Source organism: Bosea sp. 29B (genome assembly GCF_902506165.1).
Classification (GTDB): Bacteria; Pseudomonadota; Alphaproteobacteria; order Rhizobiales; family Beijerinckiaceae; genus Allobosea.
On record NZ_LR733817.1, the window covers coordinates 5,197,449 to 5,217,604 of the forward strand.

At 67.3% G+C, this 20,156-nt stretch carries 19 protein-coding genes; 9 read left to right on the forward strand and 10 right to left on the reverse strand.

Annotated features, from left to right (window positions below):
- Window positions 1-126 precede the first annotated feature (126 nt).
- Complete coding sequence (locus GV161_RS25160; protein WP_152014629.1) at window positions 127-1,446, forward strand: M23 family metallopeptidase; 1,320 nt, start codon at window positions 127-129, stop codon at window positions 1,444-1,446.
- 174 nt (window positions 1,447-1,620) lie between these two features.
- On the opposite strand, the gene GV161_RS25165 is transcribed toward GV161_RS25160, so the two are convergent.
- Both GV161_RS25165 and GV161_RS25170 read right to left on the reverse strand, forming a co-directional pair.
- Entirely contained in the window at window positions 1,621-2,001 is a 381-nt protein-coding gene (locus GV161_RS25165; protein ID WP_244624073.1) for a nuclear transport factor 2 family protein, read from the reverse strand.
- 60 nt (window positions 2,002-2,061) lie between these two features.
- Complete coding sequence (locus GV161_RS25170) at window positions 2,062-2,253, reverse strand: hypothetical protein (protein WP_152014630.1); 192 nt, start codon at window positions 2,251-2,253, stop codon at window positions 2,062-2,064.
- A 316-nt stretch (window positions 2,254-2,569) separates the two neighbouring features.
- Here GV161_RS25170 and GV161_RS25175 point away from each other — a divergent pair, with 316 nt between their 5' ends.
- The 3 genes from GV161_RS25175 to cysN are packed head-to-tail and all read left to right on the forward strand — an operon-like array spanning window position 2,570 to window position 5,786.
- A complete protein-coding gene (locus tag GV161_RS25175) occupies window positions 2,570-3,328 on the forward strand; it encodes a phosphoadenylyl-sulfate reductase (protein WP_152014631.1) in 759 nt (252 codons plus the stop codon).
- Window positions 3,325-4,227 carry a sulfate adenylyltransferase subunit CysD gene (gene cysD / locus GV161_RS25180; protein ID WP_152014632.1) on the forward strand — a complete coding sequence of 301 codons (903 nt, stop codon included), beginning with the start codon at window positions 3,325-3,327 and terminating at the stop codon, window positions 4,225-4,227. Before GV161_RS25175 ends, cysD begins: the two co-directional genes overlap by 4 nt.
- Window positions 4,227-5,786: a sulfate adenylyltransferase subunit CysN gene (gene cysN, locus GV161_RS25185; protein ID WP_152014633.1), complete on the forward strand. Its 1,560-nt coding sequence runs from the start codon at window positions 4,227-4,229 to the stop codon at window positions 5,784-5,786. Before cysD ends, cysN begins: the two co-directional genes overlap by 1 nt.
- 129 nt (window positions 5,787-5,915) lie before the next feature.
- Here the strand turns inward: cysN and GV161_RS25190 are convergent, their stop codons facing one another.
- The 7 genes from GV161_RS25190 to GV161_RS25220 form a co-directional block, all read right to left on the reverse strand.
- On the reverse strand, window positions 5,916-6,566 hold the full coding sequence (locus tag GV161_RS25190; protein ID WP_152014634.1) for an EF-hand domain-containing protein: 651 nt from the start codon (window positions 6,564-6,566) through the stop codon (window positions 5,916-5,918).
- Between the two features lie 105 nt (window positions 6,567-6,671).
- Complete coding sequence (locus GV161_RS25195; RefSeq protein ID WP_152014635.1) at window positions 6,672-7,103, reverse strand: RidA family protein; 432 nt, start codon at window positions 7,101-7,103, stop codon at window positions 6,672-6,674.
- A 25-nt stretch (window positions 7,104-7,128) separates the two neighbouring features.
- Window positions 7,129-8,754: an AMP-binding protein gene (locus GV161_RS25200; RefSeq protein ID WP_244624074.1), complete on the reverse strand. Its 1,626-nt coding sequence runs from the start codon at window positions 8,752-8,754 to the stop codon at window positions 7,129-7,131.
- A gap of 94 nt (window positions 8,755-8,848) precedes the next feature.
- Window positions 8,849-10,024, reverse strand: a complete 1,176-nt coding sequence (locus GV161_RS25205) for an acyl-CoA dehydrogenase family protein (RefSeq protein ID WP_152014637.1) — start codon at window positions 10,022-10,024, stop codon at window positions 8,849-8,851.
- 1 nt (window position 10,025) lies between these two features.
- A complete protein-coding gene (locus GV161_RS25210; protein ID WP_152014638.1) occupies window positions 10,026-10,859 on the reverse strand; it encodes an enoyl-CoA hydratase family protein in 834 nt (277 codons plus the stop codon).
- Entirely contained in the window at window positions 10,856-11,401 is a 546-nt protein-coding gene (locus GV161_RS25215) for a MarR family winged helix-turn-helix transcriptional regulator (protein ID WP_152014639.1), read from the reverse strand. The genes GV161_RS25210 and GV161_RS25215 overlap by 4 nt, the downstream gene beginning before the upstream one ends.
- A 2-nt stretch (window positions 11,402-11,403) precedes the next feature.
- The gene (locus GV161_RS25220) at window positions 11,404-12,165 is read right to left on the reverse strand and encodes an SDR family oxidoreductase (protein WP_152014640.1); all 762 of its coding nucleotides are present in this window, start codon (window positions 12,163-12,165) and stop codon (window positions 11,404-11,406) included.
- A gap of 229 nt (window positions 12,166-12,394) precedes the next feature.
- Here GV161_RS25220 and GV161_RS25225 point away from each other — a divergent pair, with 229 nt between their 5' ends.
- The 5 genes from GV161_RS25225 to GV161_RS25245 all read left to right on the forward strand — a co-directional run bounded on the left by GV161_RS25225 (window position 12,395) and on the right by GV161_RS25245 (window position 17,887).
- Window positions 12,395-14,746, forward strand: coding sequence for a bifunctional salicylyl-CoA 5-hydroxylase/oxidoreductase (locus tag GV161_RS25225; RefSeq protein WP_152014641.1), 2,352 nt, complete (start codon window positions 12,395-12,397; stop codon window positions 14,744-14,746).
- Window positions 14,747-14,811: 65 nt separating this feature from the next.
- Window positions 14,812-15,114, forward strand: coding sequence for a hypothetical protein (locus GV161_RS25230; protein ID WP_152014642.1), 303 nt, complete (start codon window positions 14,812-14,814; stop codon window positions 15,112-15,114).
- Window positions 15,115-15,243: 129 nt separating this feature from the next.
- Window positions 15,244-16,194: a ring-cleaving dioxygenase gene (locus tag GV161_RS25235; protein ID WP_152014643.1), complete on the forward strand. Its 951-nt coding sequence runs from the start codon at window positions 15,244-15,246 to the stop codon at window positions 16,192-16,194.
- A 244-nt stretch (window positions 16,195-16,438) separates the two neighbouring features.
- Window positions 16,439-17,560, forward strand: a complete 1,122-nt coding sequence (locus GV161_RS25240; RefSeq protein WP_152014644.1) for a tlde1 domain-containing protein — start codon at window positions 16,439-16,441, stop codon at window positions 17,558-17,560.
- 51 nt (window positions 17,561-17,611) lie between these two features.
- The gene (locus GV161_RS25245) at window positions 17,612-17,887 is read left to right on the forward strand and encodes a hypothetical protein (RefSeq protein ID WP_201303052.1); all 276 of its coding nucleotides are present in this window, start codon (window positions 17,612-17,614) and stop codon (window positions 17,885-17,887) included.
- Window positions 17,888-17,991: 104 nt separating this feature from the next.
- On the opposite strand, the gene GV161_RS25250 is transcribed toward GV161_RS25245, so the two are convergent.
- Window positions 17,992-20,079: a methyl-accepting chemotaxis protein gene (locus tag GV161_RS25250; protein ID WP_159650404.1), complete on the reverse strand. Its 2,088-nt coding sequence runs from the start codon at window positions 20,077-20,079 to the stop codon at window positions 17,992-17,994.
- Between the last annotated feature and the right edge of the window lie 77 nt (window positions 20,080-20,156).

The window sequence follows — 20,156 nt, forward strand, 5'->3', positions numbered from 1 at the left end:
CCGCGCTGGATTGCTTGGTCGCAGGGCTCCACGGTGATGGAGCAGAGGCCGGGCTCAGCGAAAGTATCGCCGCCGATCTCAGTTTGAGATATACTTGCGCCGTGCGATCGGAGCGGAAACAGAGACGTGCAACCGGTTCGCCTGAAACGACGGCCCGACGAGGCCGCCAGCACGACCTCTCTCCAGCCGGAGAGCAACACGCCGCGGCGTCCACGCAGCGGCGGCGGACGATCGGGATCTGGACGTGGGGGCCTGTTGCCCTGGTCGCTCGCCGTGCTGGCCATCATCGGCGCCGGGGTCACCGGCTATCTGCTCTATGAGGAGAAGAGCCGCGTCGCCGCGCTCCAGCAGGAGCAGGCCATCCTGCAGAGCAGCTATGACGAGAAGCTCAAGGCGCTGCAGCGCCGGCTCGTGAGCGCGATCGTCGCCTCCGGCAATTCACCCGGCCTGCCGGCGCAGCCGGGCCAGCCAGCCGCCTCCGGCAAGGCGGGCGACCAGCTCGCCGACCTGATCACCCGCCAGATCGAGCTGGAGGCCCGCCAGGCCCTGCTCGGCGCGCTGACCGGCCAAGCCGTCGGCCCGATCTTGCCGCAGGGCGGCGCGCAGGCGCCGGGCGGCAACCAGTTCGCCGACGGTCAGAACGTGCTCGACCGCGTCAATCCCGCCGTGCTGGCGCAGCAGCGCCGGCAGGTGGCGGCGGCGGTCAAGGCAGCCGAGACCATGTCGCTCGACCAGCGCATCGTCATCCTCGGCCAGTCGCTCGACCGGGTGCAGAACGGTCAGAACCAGCAGCTCCCGGCGCTCGGGCGCCAGCTCGTCGGCCGCGTGCAGGAGGTGAAGACGGCGCTGACCGAGATCGGGCTCGACCCGGCCAAGGTCAAGCTGCCGCCGGGCCGGCCGGGCATGGGCGGTCCGCTCATCCCGATAACGGTGAAGCCCGGCACATTCGAGCATGCGCTGATGCAGCTCGGCGAGGCGAGGGCGGTCTTCGGCCGCTGGCGCGACCTGGCGGCGATCGTGCCGTTCCAGCGCCCGCTCGAAGGCGACGACAGCACGACCAGCAATTTCGGCCCGCGCAGCGATCCGTTCACTGGCGGCACTGCGATGCATGCCGGCATGGATTTCCGTGGCGAGACCGGCACACCGGTCCGCGCCGCGGGGGCAGGCAAGGTGCTGCGCGCCGAGGTCGCCGGCGGCTATGGCAATCTCGTCGAGCTCGACCACGGCAATGGCGTCACCACGCGCTATGGCCACCTCTCGGCCTTCGACGTCAAGGAAGGCCAACTCGTCGCCGCCGGCCAGGTCATCGGCCGCGTCGGCTCGACCGGCCGCTCGACCGGGCCGCATCTCCATTACGAGACGCGGCTGTCGGACGAGGCGCGCAACCCGCTGAAATTCATCCAGACCGGCGACAAGCTGACGGTCGGGCCGAGCGGGTTGCGTTGAGGGCAAGTCAGCAGCTTTCTCAGCCCTCATCCTGAGGAGCCGCGCAGCGGCGTCTCGAAGGATGCTCCAGGAGGCTCCGGAACCAGCTGGACCATCCTTCGAGACGCGATCTACGATCGCTCCTCAGGATGAGGGCTAAGTGGACTGCCGGGTCCGAAGTGGTTCTGAGCCGGCCTACCCGACCACCTGCCAGGCGCTTCCGGTATCGTAGAAGAAGCGCTCTTCGGCGATGCGGTCGCCGCGCCAGCGCTGGAAGGCGAGCTCTTCGAGCCGGCGCGTCACGCCTGTCTTGTCGATCGCGTCGAAGATCCAGCGTACGACGACATGGTCTCCGTCGACCAGCACCGCGACGGGCGGATGCGTGTGCATCTTGTTGAGCCGCTCCAGCGCCCGCGCCTCATGCGCCATCAGAACCTCGCGGCCGCGGCGCGGCTCGTTGGCGTTCTCCTGCATGGTCGCGTCGTCGGTGTAGAAATCGCGGATGGCGCCGACATGGTCGCCGCTGACCACTGCGGCGATGAAGGCATCCACTCTGGCGCGCTCAGGCATTGTCATCTCCATCTCGTCCAGCCGAGATGGGGAGAGTAGCTGCGTCCACAACGGAGCCTGTCAGCATCAGCTCCGGCGCTCGGGCGCGCCGGGCTTGGTCGGGCTTTCCGGTGCGACTGGATCACTGGCGGGAAAGGTGTCCTCCAGCGCCCGGTCGAGCTGACGGTCTCCCTTGCCGCCCGCCTTCTTCTCGTCCTTGCGCTGCTCGCGCTGCTCCTTGCGCAAGCTCTCCACCGCCTGGTTCGCGGAATGTGCCACGGCATTCCCCCTGTTGCGTCGCAGGGCCAGCCTGCATGTCCATTCAACGCAGGAGCCGAAGCGAAAGTTCCTATCGCAACGGCTCAGACGCGCCTGTGAGTACGATGCGGAGTACGTGGAGCAGGAAGGATATTCTCCTTCTTCCTCGAAATAAGAAAATTCACGCTATCTGATGTAAATTGATTGGCCGGCATTCAGGTTATATGTGGATTGTTCGATTTACAGAACATCCCACTGACCGTTGGTACGGCAGGTGGCGGCAGGCGAGGGCGGCATCGAGCTGTCCGCGTCGGCCTCGCCTGCGCAGAGCAAGCACATGTTCGAGTTGCAGGACCAGGCCGAAAACCTCAACGCTGCGTTCGGAACGTCGGATGCAGCCGAGCGCCTCGCAGGATTGGTGCGGCAGATCGCAGGCCGCCTCGTCTTCACCACCAGCTTCGGCCTCGAAGACCAGGTCGTCACTCACCTGATCGCGACGCAGAACCTGCCGATCGAGATCGTCACGCTCGATACCGGCCGGCTCTTCGGCGAAGTCCATGCGCTCTGGGCGGAGACCGAGGCGCGCTACGGCATCACGATCACGCCGTTCTATCCGCGTCATGACGCTGTCGAGGCCTTCGTGCTCGGCCACGGCATCAACGGCTTCTACAATTCCATCGAGGCCCGCAAGGCCTGCTGCAATGTCCGCAAGGTCGAGCCGCTCGGCCGAGCGCTCGCCGGAGCTGCCGCCTGGATCACCGGCCTGCGTGCCGACCAGTCGGCCGCGCGGGGTGGCGTCGCACTCGCTGAGGCCGACCGGGAGCGCGGCCTGATCAAGCTGAACCCTCTGCTCGACTGGTCGCGCGACCAGGCGCTGGCCTTCGCCCGCGAGCAAGACGTTCCACTGAACCCGCTGCATGAGAAGGGTTTCCTCTCGATCGGCTGCCAGCCCTGCACCCGCGCCATCCAGCCGGGCGAGCCCGAGCGGGCCGGGCGCTGGTGGTGGGAAGAGGAAGCCGCCAAGGAGTGCGGCCTGCATGTCGGCCCGGACGGCCGGTTGGTGCGGTCGAAGCCGGCCGCGGAGGTTTTGGCGTGATCCAGCTCAGTCATCTGCAGAAGCTCGAAGCCGAGGCGATCTTCATCATCCGCGAGGTCGCCGCGACCTGCGAGAAGCCTGTGCTGCTCTATTCGATCGGCAAGGACTCCGCTGTCCTGCTGCATCTCGTCATGAAGGCCTTCTACCCCGGCAAGCCGCCATTCCCGCTGCTTCATGTCGATACGACCTGGAAGTTCCGGGATATGATCGCCTTCCGCGACCAGACCGCCAGCCGGCTCGGGCTCGACCTGATCGTGCATGTCAACGAGGAAGGTGTACGCGCCGGCGTGAATCCGTTCGCCTCCGGCTCGCGGCTCCATACCGACGTGATGAAGACGCAAGGGCTGAAGCAGGCCCTCGACAGATACGGCTTCGACGCGGCCTTCGGTGGCGCCCGTCGCGACGAGGAGAAGAGCCGCGCCAAGGAGCGTGTGTTCTCGCTGCGCTCGGCCCAGCACCGCTGGGATCCGAAGAACCAGCGGCCGGAGCCCTGGCGGCTGTTCAACACGCGCAAGGCCCAGGGCGAGAGCTTCCGCGTCTTCCCGCTCTCCAATTGGACCGAGAAGGACGTCTGGGACTACATCGCGCTCGAGAACATCCCGGTCGTGCCGCTGTATTTCGCCGCGCCGCGTCCGGTGGTCCGCCGCAACGGCGCCTGGATCATGCGTGACGACGAGCGCATGGAGTTGCTGCCCGGCGAGAAGCTTGAAACCCGCATGGTCCGCTTCCGCACGCTCGGCTGCTACCCGTTGACCGGGGCGGTCGAGAGCGAGGCGGCGAACCTCACCGACATCATCGCCGAGATGCGGGCGTCACGCTCCTCCGAGCGCGAGGGTCGGGTCATCGACCATGACGGCTCCGGCTCGATGGAGCAGAAGAAGCAGGAAGGCTATTTCTGATGGCGGCGCTCGCGAAGTTGAAGGGCCAGCCCGCTCCGGCCGGCCAGCCGCATCCCGCCAACGACCAGAGCCAACGCACCGAGGGCAGCGCTCGCGCTTTGTTGCGCTTTATCACCTGCGGTTCCGTCGATGACGGCAAGTCGACGCTGATCGGCCGCATCCTTTACGAGGCCGGCGCAGTCTTCGACGACCAGCTCACCGCGCTCGACAGCGATTCCCGCAAATTCGGCACGCAGGGCGCGGCGCCGGACTTCGCCCTCCTTGTCGACGGTCTCTCGGCCGAGCGCGAGCAGGGCATCACCATCGATGTCGCCTATCGCTATTTCTCGACCGATCAGCGCAGCTTCATCGTCGCCGACACACCTGGCCACGAGCAGTATACCCGCAACATGGCGACCGGCGCTTCGACCGCCGACCTCGCCATCATCCTGATCGACGCCCGCAAGGGCCTGCTGCCGCAGACGCGCCGGCACTCGTTCATCGTCTCGCTGGTCGGCGTCCGCCATATCGTCGTCGCCGTCAACAAGATGGATCTGGTCGGCTATGACGAGGCGGTCTTCCGCCAGATCGAGCAGGACTACCGCAAGGCGGTCGCGGGCCTGGGGTTCGCCAGCATCGACTTCGTCCCGGTCTCGGCCCGCGACGGCGAGAACGTCACCAGCCTCTCCAGGCTGACACCCTGGTACCGCGGGCCGGCGCTGCTGCCTCTGCTCGAATCCGTCGTGGTCGTCGCCGAGGCGGAAATCGAAGCCGGCTTCGCCCTCCCAGTGCAATGGGTCAATCGGCCCGATCTCGATTTCCGCGGCTTCGCCGGCACGGTCGCGCGCGGGCGGCTGCGCGTCGGCGATGCGGTCGCGGCATTGCCCTCCGGCCGTCGCAGCACCATCGCGCGCATCCTCGCTCCGTCCGGCGACGTCTCGCAGGCGAGCGCCGGCCAGTCGGTGACGATCACGCTCTCGGACGAGATCGACATCTCGCGCGGCGACGTCATCGCCTCGGTCGTGCATGCCCCGGTGGTGAAGCAGGAATTGCAGGCGCGGCTGCTCTGGACCGGCGAGGCGGCTTTGCGCGAAGGCGGCGAGTTCATCCTCAAGCTCGCCACCGCGAATGCCAACGCCCAGATCGTGCGGCTGCACCACAGCGTCGATATCGAAAGCTATGCCGAAGCGCCGGCGGAGAACCTGGCGATGAACGGCATCGGCCTGGCGACGCTGACGCTCGACCGGCCGCTCGCAGTGCTCGACTACACCCATAGCCGCGAACTCGGCGGCTTCATCCTCATCGACAGGCTCAGCAACCAGACGGTCGCCTTCGGCTTCGTCGAGACCCGCACAGCTCCGAACAAGGCTCGTTCGATTGCCGAAACGGGCGCTGCCGTCCGCGTGGCTCTGCGTTTCGTCGGCTGGCGTGGTGCGCAGGAACGTCGCGCCTGGTTCGAGGCGATGAGCTGGCGCCTGGCGAGCGGAGTGTTCGTCTTCGCCGTCGTGGCGCTGTCGACGGAGCAGTGGGGTCTCGCGGCCGTGCTGGCACTCGGCGAATCGCGTTGCGGCCGCTGCTGAAGGGCCTGCATGCTCGCTTGTGGGCAAAGAAGGCGCCGCCTTCACTCTATGACGGGGCGGGCATCTGAAGGGCGAAATCCGAAGAGCGCCGGACGGCCTTCTGCCGGCCCGGCGTTGCGCAAGCGGTGGCTAGGCCGCCTGGGAATAAGTCGCGCCAGCAGAAGCACGTGCTCCGAGCTGGTAGGTCTGGCCATAGGCCTCGGACGCGCCGCTGATCTCCGCCGGCGGCGGTGGCGGAGGCGGCCGATGCGAGGCGCGTTCTTCCATCTGCTTCTTGAAGTCGGCCATCTCCTCCTTGGAGATCTTGCCGTCCTTGTCCGCATCCATCGCGGCGAAGAGGCGGCTGAGCAGGCCGTTCGAGCTGTCTCCGTCCGGGGCGACCGCCTTCAGGAATTCGTCCTTGGCGACGCTGCCGTCTGAATCGGCATCGAGCTTGGCGAAGTAGTTCTTGTCCTCGCCATCCTTGGCGTCGGTCTTGCCCGTCGTCTTGGCGTTGGCCGTATCCGACTGGAGCATCAGCAGGAGTGCCTGCATCTGCTGGTCGGCCTTCTCCGCCTTCGCCTTGAAGGCGTCCGATTCCGCCTTGCTGACCGAGCCGTCCTGGTCGGTGTCCATCGCCTTGAACAGTTTCTCTGTCTTGGCGCTGTCGGCGCCCTTCGGCGCGCCGGCGGAGAATTCGGCGAGGTTGAGCACCCCGTCGCTATTGCCGTCGAGCTTGTCGAAGCTCGGCTTTCCTGGCGGTGGCGGGCGAAAGCCCCCAGCGCCGCTGATACTCGTCATGCGATACTCCTGACGATTCACCGCCCGGATTAGCGGCGCGGTCGAGTATCGTGGCTAATTCTTGGTAAATTCCTAGCGCGCTGGAAACCACGCCGGAGCGGCCGCTCAGCCCGGCAGCACCGCCGTCGCCTCGATCTCGACCATCGCCTCGGGCTCGACCAGAGCGGCGACGGCGACCACCGCCATGGCCGGGAAATGCCGACCGAAATTGGCGCGATAGGCCGGGCCGAGCTCGGCCAGGCTGTTGCGATAGGCCTCGATGTCGGTGACGTACCAGGTCAGGCGTACGATGTCCTCGACCTTGCCGCCGCCGGCCTCGACCACCGCCTTGATGTTGGCGAGCGTCTGGCCGACCTGCGCGACGAAGCCCTTGGCGAAGACGCCTTGGACGTCCCAGCCGACGAGACCGCCGGTTACCAGCACCTTGCCTTCGGCGACCATGCCGTTGGCATAGCCGCGCGGCTGCGGCCAGCCTTCGGGCAGGACGGCGCGGGCGCGGCGCGAAGCGGAATCGGAGGGCGGGATGCCGCTGGTCATGGGCGTGGTCTTTCTCAAATGATGATCAGGAAGCCGAGGCTTCCTGGCGCGCGATCTCGCGCAGGGCGAAACGCTGCAGCTTCCCGGTAGAGGTCTTGGGCAGGGTTGTCACGAAGGCGATGGCGCGTGGGTACTTGTAGGGCGCGATCGATGCCTTGACATGGTCCTGCAGCGCCTTGGCCAGCGCGGCATCGCCAGTGAAGCCCTCGCGCAGCAATACGTAGGCCTTCACGATCTGGCCGCGTTCGGGGCAGGGCGCACCAACGACGCCGCATTCGGCCACCGCCGCATGCGTCAGCAGGCAGGCCTCGACCTCCGGCCCGGCGATGTTGTAGCCGGCTGAGATGATCATGTCGTCGGAGCGGGCCTGATACCAGAAATAGCCGTCGGCATCGCGCAGATAGGTGTCGCCGGTGACGTTCCAGCCGTCGAGGATGTATTTGGCCTGCCGCGGGTCGGCGAGGTAGCGGCAGCCGGTCGGGCCGCGCACGGCGAGGCGCCCCGGCGTGCCGTCAGGCACCTCCTTGCCGTCCTCGTCGACGATCTTCGCCTCGTAGCCGGGCACCGGCAGGCCGGTCGAGCCCGGCCGGATCCTGTCGCGCGGCGCGCCGATGAAGATGTGCAGCATCTCGGTCGCCCCGATGCCGTCCATCAATGGCAGCCCGGTCGCTTGCTGCCAGGCATCGAAGGTCGCCTTCGGCAAGGCCTCGCCGGCCGAGACGCAGATGCGCAGCGATGACAGGTCACGCTCGCCGAGCTTGCCGAGCATGGCGCGATAGGCGGTGGGCGCGGTGAAGCAGACCGTCGCCCGGTAGCGCTCGATCGCCTCGGCCAGATCGGCCGGCGCGACCTTGGCCGGCAGGATGCAGGCGGCGCAGATCCGCAAGGGGAAGAGCACGATGCCGCCGAGCCCGAAGGTGAAGGCGAGCGGTGGCGAGCCGATGAAGCGGTCGTCCGGAGCAGCCTGCAGCACGCGTGCGCCATAGGCGTCGCAGATCGCCAGCAGGTCGCGCTGGAAATGCATCGTGCCTTTGGGCTCGCCGGTCGTGCCCGAGGTGAAGGCGATCAGGCAGACATCGTCCTGCGCCGTGTCAGCCGGCTCGAAGACTTCGTAGCCGGCTTTGCCCATGAGGCCTTCGAGTACACCATCGCCCCATGTGACGATGGTCGAGAGTTCCGGCGCAAGCTGTTGTGCGGCCTTGAGTTCATCGACCAGCGTCACGTCGCAGAGCGCCAGCCCGATCTTCGCCTTGCGGATCGGATAGGCGAGCTCGCCGGCGCGGAGCATCGGCATGGTCGCGACCACGACGCCGCCGGCCTTCAGCACCGCAAAATAGGTCGCGACCATCATCGGCGTGTTGGCGGCGCGCAGCAGCACCCGATTGCCGGGCACCATGGCCAGATCACGGGTGAGCACGTTGGCGATGCGGTTCACGATTTCGGCGAGCGCCTGATAGCTCCAGGTCTCGCTCGGGCCGATCACCGCATCGCGAGCACCACGCCCTTCGGCGACATGGCGATCGACGAATTCGGTGACGACGTTCAGTCGCTCCGGATAGCTCAGCCCGGCGGCTGCAAGGTCGAGGCGCGGCCAGCTCGCGCGCGGCGGCAGGTTTTCCCGCGCGAAGGAGTCCACATGTCCCGACCGCATGAGATCTGCGGTACCCATCTCGTTCCCCTGGTCTATTTTTCGAGCATGGTCCTGTCGCAAAGCCGGCTCCCCCGTTTGCGGACGATGCTCGCGCCTATTTCAGCAGGTCGCGCGCGATCACGACCTTCTGCACCTCGCTGGCGCCCTCGTAGATCCTGAGCGCCCTGATCTCGCGGTAGAGTTCCTCGACCTTGACCCCGCGGGTGACGCCGAGCCCGCCATGGATTTGCACGGCGCGGTCGATCACCTTCTGGGCGTTCTCGGTCGCGACCAGCTTGGCCAGCGCCGCCTCGCGGGTGACGCGGGCCGCGCCCCGGTCCTTGGTCCAGGCGGCGCGGTAGACGAGGAGGGCGGCAGCATCGACCTCGGTCGCGCTGTCGGCGATCGCCGCCTGCGAAAGCTGGAGGTCGCCGAGCGTGCCGCCGAAGAGCTTGCGGTTCTTCGCGTGCGAGACCGTCTCGTGCAACGCGCGGCGCGCGAAGCCGAGCGCCGCGGCGCCGACCGTCGAGCGAAAGATGTCGAGCGTCGCCATCGCGACCTTGAAGCCGTCGCCGGGACCGCCGATGCGATTCGCGACGGGGATGCGGCAGCCGTCGAAACGCAGGGTCGCGAGCGGATGCGGCGCGATCACGTCGATGCGCTCGGCGATCGAGAGGCCGGGCGTATCGGCCTCGACCAGATAGGCCGAGAGGCCGCGCGCGCCCGGCGCCTCGCCGGAGCGGGCGAAGACGACGTAATGGTCGGCGATGCCGCCATTCGAGATCCAGGTCTTCTCGCCGTCGATCCGGACATGCGTATTGCCGTCCGGCGTCGCCGTGGTCGCCAGGGCAGCGACGTCGGAGCCGGCTTCCTTCTCGGAGAGGGCAAAGGCGGCGATCCTGTCGCCGCGCGCCACAGCCGGGAGGATGCGCGCCTTCATCTCGGGCGAGCCGGCGACGCTGATCGAGCCGGTGCCGAGCCCCTGCATGGCAAAGGCGAAGTCGGCGAGTCCGTCGCGGGCAGCGAGGATCTCGCGGGCGAGGCAGAGCGTGCGCACATCGAGCGCGGCATGCAGACCGCCATATTCGGCGGGCACAGCCGCCCTGAGGAAACCAGCCTCGCCCAGCGCCTTCACCCGGGCGCGGCAGGCCTCGTCGACATCGTCATGCGGCAGGCCGGGCAAGGTGGCGTCGGCCCAGGTGGAGAGCTGCTGCGCGAAGTCGCGGTGATGCGCCTCGAAGAACGGCCAGTCGAGCGTGTCGCCAAGGATGCCGATGCCGAGCGAAGCCATCTCAGTTGCCCTCGAACACCGGTTTCCGCTTCTCGGCGAAGGCGTGATAGGCGCGGGCGAAATCCTCGGTCTGCATGCACAGCGCCTGCGCCACCGCTTCCGCCTCGATCGCGGACTCGACCGACATCGCCCATTCCATCTCGAGCATGCGCTTGGTCATGGCGTTGGCGAACGTCGGCCCGTCGGCGAGCTCGGCGGCGAGCGCCTGCGCCTCAGCGAGGACGGAATCGCGCGCGATCAGCCGGTTGAGGAAGCCCCAGCGCTCGGCTTCCTCGCCCCTGAGCACCCGGCCGGTATAGAGCAGCTCGGCGGCGCGGCCCTGGCCGATGATGCGCGGCAGCATTGCGCAGGCGCCCATGTCACAGCCGGCGAGGCCGACACGGTTGAACAGGAAGGCGATCTTGGTCTCGGCCGTTCCGAGGCGCAGGTCCGAGGCCATGGCGATGATCGCGCCGGCACCGGCGCAGATGCCGTCGATCGCGGCGACGATGGGTTGCGGGCAGGCGCGCATCGTCTTGACCAGCTCGCCGGTCATCCGGGTGAACTTGAGCAGGTCCTTGGTGTCCATCGCGACCAGCGGCCCGATGATCTCGAAGACGTCGCCGCCCGAGGAGAAGTTGCCGCCGGCGCCGGTGACCACGATCGCCTTGACCGCTTCCTCCTTCTGCGCCGCCAGGAAGAAATCGGTCAGCTCGCGATAGCTCTCGAACGTCAGCGGGTTCTTCTTCTCCGGCCGGTTCAGCGTCACGGTCGCGACCTTGCCGGCGATCGAGAGCTGGAAATGCTGCGGCGTGAAGCCGGAGAGCGGCAGGGTGACAGGGTTGGCGCTGGTCATTCGTTCTCTCCCGCCGTGGACGGCGTGCCGTTCTGGCGATTGCTGATGGCCTGGTGCAGCGAGGTCTTGACCCCACCGAGCAGGCGGAAGAGCTGGCCGATCTCGGCCGGCCCGAGGCCGGCGAAGAGCTCGGCGATCCAGTCCTCATGGCGCTCGGCCATCGCCTTGAAGGCGCGCCGGCCCTGGGCGGTCAGCGTCAGCACCTGGACGCGCCGGTCCTGCGCCGCCGGGCGCTTGTCGACCAGCCCGTCGGTGAGCAGGCCGGCGACGACGGCGGTGACATTGCCGTTCGAGACCATCAGCCGCTGCGAGACCTCGCCGACGGTCATGCCTGTCGTCGATTTTTCGAGCTGCGCCATCAGGTCGAAGCGCGGCAGCGTCGTCTTGAACTCCTCGCGAAGGCGAGTGCGAATCTCGCTCTCGATCAGGGTCGAGCACGTCAGCATCCGCAGCCAGAGCCTAAGCTCATCCTTGTGGTCGCCGGGGCGTTCGCTGGCTTTGGTCTCGCGATCGAGCAGGGGGGCGTTGGACGGGATCTCCATGGTCAGAACTCCCCGCCATTGATCAGGATGGATTGCCCGGTGATGCCGCGGCTTTGTGGGCCGCAGAGATTGAGGACGGCGGCCGCGACTTCCTCCGGCGTGATCAGCCGATGTTGCGGATTGTCCTTGGTCAGCTCGGCCAGCGCCTCGTCACGGCTCTTGCCGGTCTTGGCGACGATCGTGCTCAGGCTGCCGGCGACCATGTCGGTGTCGGTATAGCCGGGGCAGACGGCGTTGACGGTGACGCCGCTGCGCGCGGTCTCAAGCGCCAGCGAGCGCACAAGGCCGACCACCGCATGCTTGGCCGCGACATAGGCCGAGACATAAGCATAGCCGCGATGCCCCGCGGTCGAGGCGATCGCGATCAGCCGGCCGGAGCGACGCTGGGTCATGGCGGGCAGGGCCGGCCGGAAGCAATTGACCGTGCCGATCAGGTTGATCTCGACCATGCGCCGGAACAGCTGCGTATCGCTGCGCTGGAAGCTCGCGCTCTCGGCTGCGCCGGCATTGGCGACGACGATGTCGAAAGGCTGCCCTGCCGCGAGCCCAGCCATCGCCTCGCTCACGGCGCTCTCATTGGTCACGTCGACGGAATGGGCGGCATCTGCCGCGCCGTCGAGCACAGCCTGTTGCAGGATGTCGTCATTGCGGCCGATGATCGAGACGCGGGCGCCGGCCTGGCGCAGGGTGGAGGCGATGGCGCGGCCGATGCCGCGTCCGCCGCCGCTCACCAGGGCATGCTGTCCCGCCAGAGCCGATGCCATGCCGTTCACTCCCTCTTGTCAGTCAATATATTTTAGGTCTGAAACATTTTGCAAGAGGGAGAGTGAGATATGGGCATGAGCACAAATATCGTCGATATGACAACAGATTATACGGCTTTTGGGTTGACTCGACCGGCCTGTGTCGTGGTCGGTAATGTGGCCGATCAGTCAGGGCTTGAGCCAAAATTATTTTAGGTTTAAAATGATTTCGTGAGCTAGGGAGAGCGTCATGCGCATTGCGGTGGTGGGCGGCGGGCCGGCAGGTCTCTATTACGCGCTGCTGATGAAGCGGGACTGGCCGGCGCTCGACGTGACCGTCTTCGAGCGCAACCGCCCCGACGACACCTTCGGCTTCGGCGTCGTCTTCTCCGACCAGACGCTCGACCTGTTCAAGGCGGCCGACCTGCCGAGCTATGAGGCGATCGTCCGCAGCTTCGCCTATTGGGACGATATCGAGATCCATTTCAAAGGCACGGTGCGTCGCGTGCCCGGCAACGGCTTCTGCGGCTGCTCGCGCCGCACACTCCTGACGCTGCTGCAGGAACGGGCGCGTCAGGTCGGCGTCAAGCTGGTCTTCTCGCAGGAGATCGAGGATGTCGCCGCGCTCAAGCGCGATTACGACCTCGTCGTCGCCGCCGACGGCATCAACAGCCGCATCCGCGAAGGAGACCGCAAGCGCTTCGCACCTGAGGTTGACCTCAGGCCGAACCGCTTCGTCTGGATGGGCTCGACCCGGCCTTTCGACGCCTTCACCTTCTTCTTCAAGCAGACCGAGCACGGCGTCTTCATCGCCCATTGCTACCAGTACGAGCCGGGGCAATCGACCTGGGTGCTGGAGACCGACCCCGAGACCTTCGCCCGCGCCGGGCTGGACGGCCTCGATGAGGCCGCCACGGCCGCTTACCTCGAACAGGTCTTCGCCGAGGAATTGCAGGGCCACCGGCTGATCACCAACCGCTCGCTCTGGCGGCAGTTCCCGATGATCCGCTGCAGCAACTGGGTGGTCGACAATGTCGTTCTGCTCGGCGACGCCAAGGCGACGGCGCATTTCTCGATCGGCTCCGGCACCAAGCTCGCCATGGAGGATTCGATCGCGCTGCATCGCGCCTTCCATCGGGCCGGGCTCGACGTCAAGGCGGCGCTCGCCGGTTTCGAGACCGGGCGGCGCGAGGAGGTTGAGAAGACCCAGCACGCCGCCGACGTCTCGCTGGTCTGGTTCGAGCAGCTCAAGCGCTTCTGGGATTTCGAGCCGCTGCGCTTCGCCTTCGGCCTTATGACGCGCTCCAAGGCGATCACCTACGACAACCTTGCCCTGCGCGCGCCGGACTTCGTCGCGGCGATCGACAGGCTGGTTGCCGACGATCTCGGCGCCGACCAGGCGACGCGCCGCGACGGCACGCCGGTGCCGCCGGCTTTCCAGCCCTTCTCCCTGCGCGAGATGAAGGTGGCGAACCGCTTCGTCGTCTCGCCGATGTGCCAGTATTCCGCGCAGGATGGCCTGCCGGGCGACTGGCACCTGATGCATTACGGCGCGCGCGCCATCGGCGGGGCAGGGCTCGTCTTCACCGAGATGACCTGCGTTGCCGCCGACGCCCGCATCACCCCCGGCTGCACCGGCCTCTACAATGACGAGCAGGAAGCGGCCTGGACGCGCATCGTCGACTTCGTCCACGGCAACTCGGCGGCGAAGATCTGCCTGCAGCTCGGCCATGCGGGGCGCAAGGGCGCGAGCAAGCTGATGTGGGACGGCATGGACCGCCCGCTCGCCGAGGGCGCCTGGCCGATCGTCTCGGCCTCGCCCTTGCCGTACTATCCGGAGAGCCAGGTGCCGCGCGAACTGACCCGCCTCGACATGGACCGGGTGAAGGCGGATTTCGTCGCGTCAGCGGAGCGCGGCCTGCGCGCCGGCTTCGACATGCTCGAACTGCACTGCGCCCATGGCTACCTGCTCGCGAGCTTCCTCTCGCCGCTGACCAACCAGCGCAGCGACGCGTATGGCGGCTCGCTCGAAAACCGCCTGCGCTTCCCGCTGGAAGTCTTTGCCGCGCTTCGCGAATTCTGGCCGGCGGATAAGCCGGTGTCGGTGCGCATCTCGGCGACCGATTGGCAGGAGGGCGGCATCAGCGCCGAGGATTCGGTTGCGATCTCCGAGGCTTTCGCTGAGGCCGGCTGCGACCTCGTCGACGTCTCGACCGGGCAGACCACGCCCCGGGCGCGGCCGCTCTATGGCCGCATGTTCCAGACCCCGTTCGCCGACCGCATCCGCAACGAGGCCGGCGTCGCGACCATGTGCGTCGGCGCCATCACCACGGCCGACCAGGCCAACACCATCGTCGCCGCCGGCCGCGCCGACCTCGTCGCGCTCGGCAGGCCGCATCTGGCCGACCCGTCCTTCGTGCTCAGGGCCGCCGCCTGGTACGGGGCGGATGTCGCCCAGCCGGTGCAATACCAGCCCGGCAAGGACCAGCTCATGCGCAACACGCCCCGCGAGCGCGAGGAGCTCCAGGACCTCAAGCTCAAGGCCAAGCCGAGCCGGCATGGCGGTGAGCTGGTGGCTCCGATTGCGCGGGCGGCAGAGTAGGTGGAACCTGATCGCGCCATGGCGGGTTGATCTCCGAACTCATTGATCAGGTTCGGAGATTCGCCATGATTGCCAGGCCGACGATGCTCGCCTTGCTGACGACGGCCGTGCTCACTGTAGCCGCTGCCGCGCAGACACCGCAGACCAGCAAGACGCCCGACAATTCCGGTGTCGGACCCAACACCACGCATCCGAGCCAGGTCGACAAGGGCCAGAACATGATCCTGCCTTCGGCGGGACAGGCCGGGCAGTCGGCCGCGCCGACCATGGTCTACGACTGCAAGAACAAGCCACAGGATTGCACCACGCCGCCGTCACCGGGTGACAAGAGCAGCATGCCCAAGCAATCGTCGCCGACGACGAAATAAGCCAAATCATTGCATTCTTGCAATTTATGATTGGATGAGAACCGTCTTTATGGCGCAGGCGCAAGGACTATCTTGGTGGGCAACGCAAGCGCTTCGTCAGATGAAGCGCGCAACCAAGGGGTCCGTATCATGCAGCTCACCGGCATCCACCACGTCACCGCCATCACCGCCCAGGCCGCGCAGAACCGGCGCTTCTATGTCGAGACGCTCGGCCTGCGCCTGGTCAAGAAGACGGTGAACCAGGACGACACGTCTGCCTATCACCTGTTCTACGCCGACGGCGCCGGCTCGCCCGGAACCGACCTGACCTTCTTCGACTGGCCAACGTCTCCTGCCCGGCGCGGTACCAACTCGATTACCCGGACCTCGCTCAGGGTCGCGAGCGAAGCTTCGCTCGACTTCTGGCGCGAGCGGCTGACGGCGGCGGGCGTCGCGGTCTCCGACACGCGCCTGCTCAATGGCCGCGCCATCATCGATTTCGAGGATCCGGAGGGCCAGCGCCTGACGTTCGTCGTCGATGGCGGCGCAATCCCCTTCGTCGCCTGGGAGAAGAGCCCGGTTCCGGCCGAGCATCAGATCCGTGGCCTTGGTCCGGTGACGATCTCGGTGCCGCAGATCGAGCGGACCGAGCTTGTCCTGACCAAGCTGCTCGGGCTGGAGCGGATCGCGGACTATCGCGATGCAGCCCACGGCACCGGCGACATCCATGTCTTCCGGATCGGCGAGGGCGGCCCGGCGGCCGAGCTCAACGTCGCGGTCGAGCCCGGTCTTGCTCCGGCCCGCGAAGGCGCCGGGGGCGTCCATCACCTGGCTCTGCGGACGCCGAACTTCGGGGAGTACGACGCCTGGGTCGAGCGGCTGCGTGCCTCCGGCTATCCCAATAGCGGGCCGGTCGATCGCTTCTATTTCCGCTCGCTCTATCTGCGTGAGCCGAATGGGGTGCTGATCGAGATCGCCAGCGACGGGCCAGGCTTCGCCACCGATGAGCCCTTCGAGACCATGGGCGAGGGGCTTTCGCTGCCGCCTTTCCTGGAGTCGAAGCGGGCGGCGATCGAGGCAGGCCTGAAGCCTCTGGTCTGAGGAAATTCGGGCTATCGAAACGCGCTGCGGCCATGCCGGCCGCAGCGCGAACGGCATTTCGTAAAACTGTTTCGATTCATCGGGAATTAACCAGGTTCGCGCTCAATGCGGAGACGAGGTTGGGGCCTCCCGAGACTGACGAACAGGCCGCTGCGGTCTGCCCGGCGCAATCGAGCGCGATGGCGAGACGAGTAGGGCGCTGCGCCTCAGTGGGAAGCCTGCACGGTGTCCCGAGGCGTTGCGTATGCGTAGCTCGAACAAGTTTGCCGGTTATTCCTATAGCCTGAAGCGCCGGCGCGGCAGCCCCTTCGTCCGGCTTGGCGTCCTCGTGGCCGTTGCCGCCAGCGCAATGGCGGGAGCGTCGGTCTGGTCTGGCAGGCAGGCCGAGCAGGCCACGGCGACATTGCCGCCGGCCCAGAAGCACGCACTGGCGCACCCGATCCCTGCCCACGGCGCAACACCGCTGCTCCGTCCCGGCTACGTCGTTGGCTATGTCGCACAGTCGCTCGCCGAGAGCGCGCCGCTCTCCGGTCGCTTCCAGTCGGCGCCGCAGGCCGTCGTGTTCGATCCGGAAACCACCGGCTCGATCGCGCCGTCCGAACCTGTCGCTCCGAGCGTGGCGACGACCACGATCGCTGTCCAGCCCGCGGCCGAAGCACCGCGGATCGCCCTGATCGCGCCGCGGCCTGTGCCGCGTCCGTCCGACCTCAAGCTGCCGACGCCGCCCGAGCCGCGTGTTGCGGTCCGTGCGACCACGCGCCAGGGCAAGGACGTCGTCGCCAAGGCCGAGCCTGCTCCCGACAATCGCTCCTTCTTCGAGAAGCTCTTCGGCGTGAATGCCAATGCGCCGCAGAGCTCCGGCGAACGTCTCGCCTATGCCGCGCCGCAGGACGACATCACCCAGCGCAGCGGCCGCGGCAGTGGCCTCACTGTCGCCCCGGCGCCCATGCCTGTGCCCATGTCGTCGGCGACGCCGGCTGCCAGCGGCAAGACCGCGGTCTACGACATCAGCGCCCGCGTGGTTCATCTGCCCAATGGCGAGCGGCTGGAGGCCAATTCCGGCCTCGGCGAGATGATGAACGACCTGCGCTTCGTCCATGTCCGGATGAAGGGACCGACGCCGCCGCATGTCTATAATCTGACCGAACGCGAGGCTCTGTTCCACGGCGTACGCGCGATCCGCATGCATCCGGTCGGCGGCAGCGGCAAGATCTTCGGCCGCGCCGGCTTGCTCGTGCACAACTACCTGCTCGGCCCGCGTGGCGATTCGAATGGCTGTGTCTCGGTCAAGGACTACGACCGCTTCCTGCAGGCCTTCCTGCGCGGCGAGATCAAGCAGCTCGTCGTCGTGGGCGGGCGGAGCTGAAGCGCCGCCGCCTGCCTTGCGCCGTCGGGGCCCGGCTGCTCTGATCGGCGGATGACGAGACCGGCCAATCTTGTGACATGCCTGCTGGCGCTTGCCGCGCTGGCGCTCCCTCTGGCGGTGGCCGCTCCGGCCGCCGCCGAAGTGCGTTTCGGCAACAATGTCCGCATCGGCGGGCACGATGCCTCGAACCAGCGCTTCGATCGCCGGAACCGCGGCGTCTACCACATCTACGAAGGACGGCCGCGCAATCCCGGTTGCTCCTGGCATTCGGATGGCAGGAGCGGGCGGGTCAAGATCTGCCATCTGCAGCGCATCAGGCGGCGCTGACGAACGAAAAAGGGGCCAGCGTGCAGCTGGCCCCGACCATGCCCCGGTTCAAGAAAGCGCGCGGGGGCCCGCAGTTGCCGCGGCCCCACGCCGAATGGTCTGTTTCAGAACTCTTCCCAGCCCGCGTCGCCGCCACGGGCATTGACGACCTTGCGGGCAGGGGCCGGCATGAGAGCAGGCGCTGCACGGTCGCGGCGCGGTGCCGGCTTGTGCTGGGCAAAGGCGGCTTCCGCACGCTGCTGCAGCCGTCCGGGCTCGGAAGCGCTGGCCGATACGAGCGCAGCCGACTGTTGCGAGGCGGCGCCGGCGCTCTCATTGGTCCGGAAGCCGGAGACCAGGGCGTTGAGCTCGCCGATCTTGCTCGACAGCGCACCGGCCGAGGCGGCGCTCTGTTCGGCGAGCGCAGCATTGGCCTGGGTCATCTCGTCCATATGGGCGACGGTCTGGCTCATCTCCTCGATGCCGTTGGCCTGTTCGCTCGAGGCGGCAGCGACCTCGGAGACCGTCGCCTGGACGCTCTGCGAGGCGGAGACGATGCGGGTCAGTGCATCACCGGCCTGGCGAACCAGCTTCACACCTGCTTCGACCTCGGTGTTCGAAGAGGAGATCAGGCCGGTGATGTCCTTGGCGGCCTCGCCCGAGCGCTGGGCGAGCGTGCGGACTTCCGAAGCGACGACCGCAAAGCCCTTGCCGGCATCGCCGGCCCGCGCCGCTTCCACCGCCGCATTGAGCGCGAGCAGATTCGTCTGGAAGGCGATGTCGTCGATCACGCGGGTAATGTCGGAGATTTTCTTCGAGGCCTGCTCGATGCGCTCCATTGCCGAGACCGCGTCGGTGACGATGGTGCCGCCGGCCTGTGCGACCTGCATCGCTTCGCCGGCCTGGCGGACCGCCTGCTGGGCGGCCTGGGCCGCGGCCTTGACCGAGGCAGCCAGCTCTTCGGTGGTCGCGGCGCTCTCCTCCAGCGAGGAGGCCTGCTCCTCGGTCCGCTTGGAGAGATCGTCCGCTCCCATATTGATCTCGCGCGCCGACAGGCCGACATCCGCCGACATGGTCTGGATCGTGCTGACGGTCGCCGACAGTCGCGACAGCGTCTCGTTGATCGCATCCTTCAATTCGGCGAAGCGGCCGTGATAGGCCGTCGGCACCTGATGGGTCAGGTCGCCGGCAGCAAGCGCCTGCAGCACCGCGACGAACTCCGTGGTGGCGCTGTCGACCACCGCATTGATCTCGTTGATCCCGGCGACCAGCTTCTGCATCTGCTCGTCGCCATGATCGATCTGGAGCCGGGCCGAGAAATCGCCGGCAGCCGCTGCCGCGACGACCTCGCCGACATCCGACACCACCGAGGCCATCGCATCGGCCGAGCGGATCCGGGCGGCGGAGGCGGCGCGCTCCTGCTCCTGCAGCAGCGCGACCTGCTCGGTGCTCTGGCGCAGCACCGAGACTGCCCGGGCCATCTCGCCGATCTCGTCGCGGCGCTTGGTATGCGGCACCTCGATCTGGGTCTCGCCGGCCGTCAGGCGGCTCATCGTGCCGCCGAGGTCGACAAGAGGGCGGATGATCGAGCGCCGCGAGAAGACCAGCGCGCCGAAGATCGCGCCGCCGAGCACCACGATCAGCGCGACGGGCAGCCAGGTCCGCACCTGCTCCGAAAAGGCGCTCGAGGCTGCATCGACCTCGTTGGCGAGCGTCTCGTTGAAGCTGCTCAGTGAAGTGATCTCTTCCTGCAGCGTCGCGCGGTTTTTCTTGCTGGCGTCGCTGTTGCCCCAGGCTTCCGCCGCCCGGGCCGAGATTTCGCGGACCATGCGCGTCGTCTCGAGCCTGATGGCGACGAATTCAGTGATCAGCGCGCTGATCTTCTCCATGCGCTCGCGCTCGGCCGGCGGGATGAGCTTGGCGAGATCCTTGCGACGTTCCTCGACCCTGGCGAGGCCGCCCTCGACCGTCGTCGCGGCGATGCCGGCGAAATGCGGGTTGCGAGCGGTGTAGACGAGATAGGAATCGGCGACGACCAGGTTGACCGCGGCATTGAGCCTTTCGGCGGCGAGGGCGATGTGGTTCTGCTGCGACGAACGGTCGTTCATCGTGTCGATGCGGGTCATCGCTAGCAAGGCGCAGCCGAGTGCAACCAAGGCGCCGGCCGCGACGATCGCGATCAGCCCCAGAATCTGGGTCCTGATGGATTTCATGATGTCCCCTCGCAGGCCGCTAGTTCGGTTGCGGCGCCGCAGGGTACGCGGAGGCATTGAATCCGGAGTTAACCGTG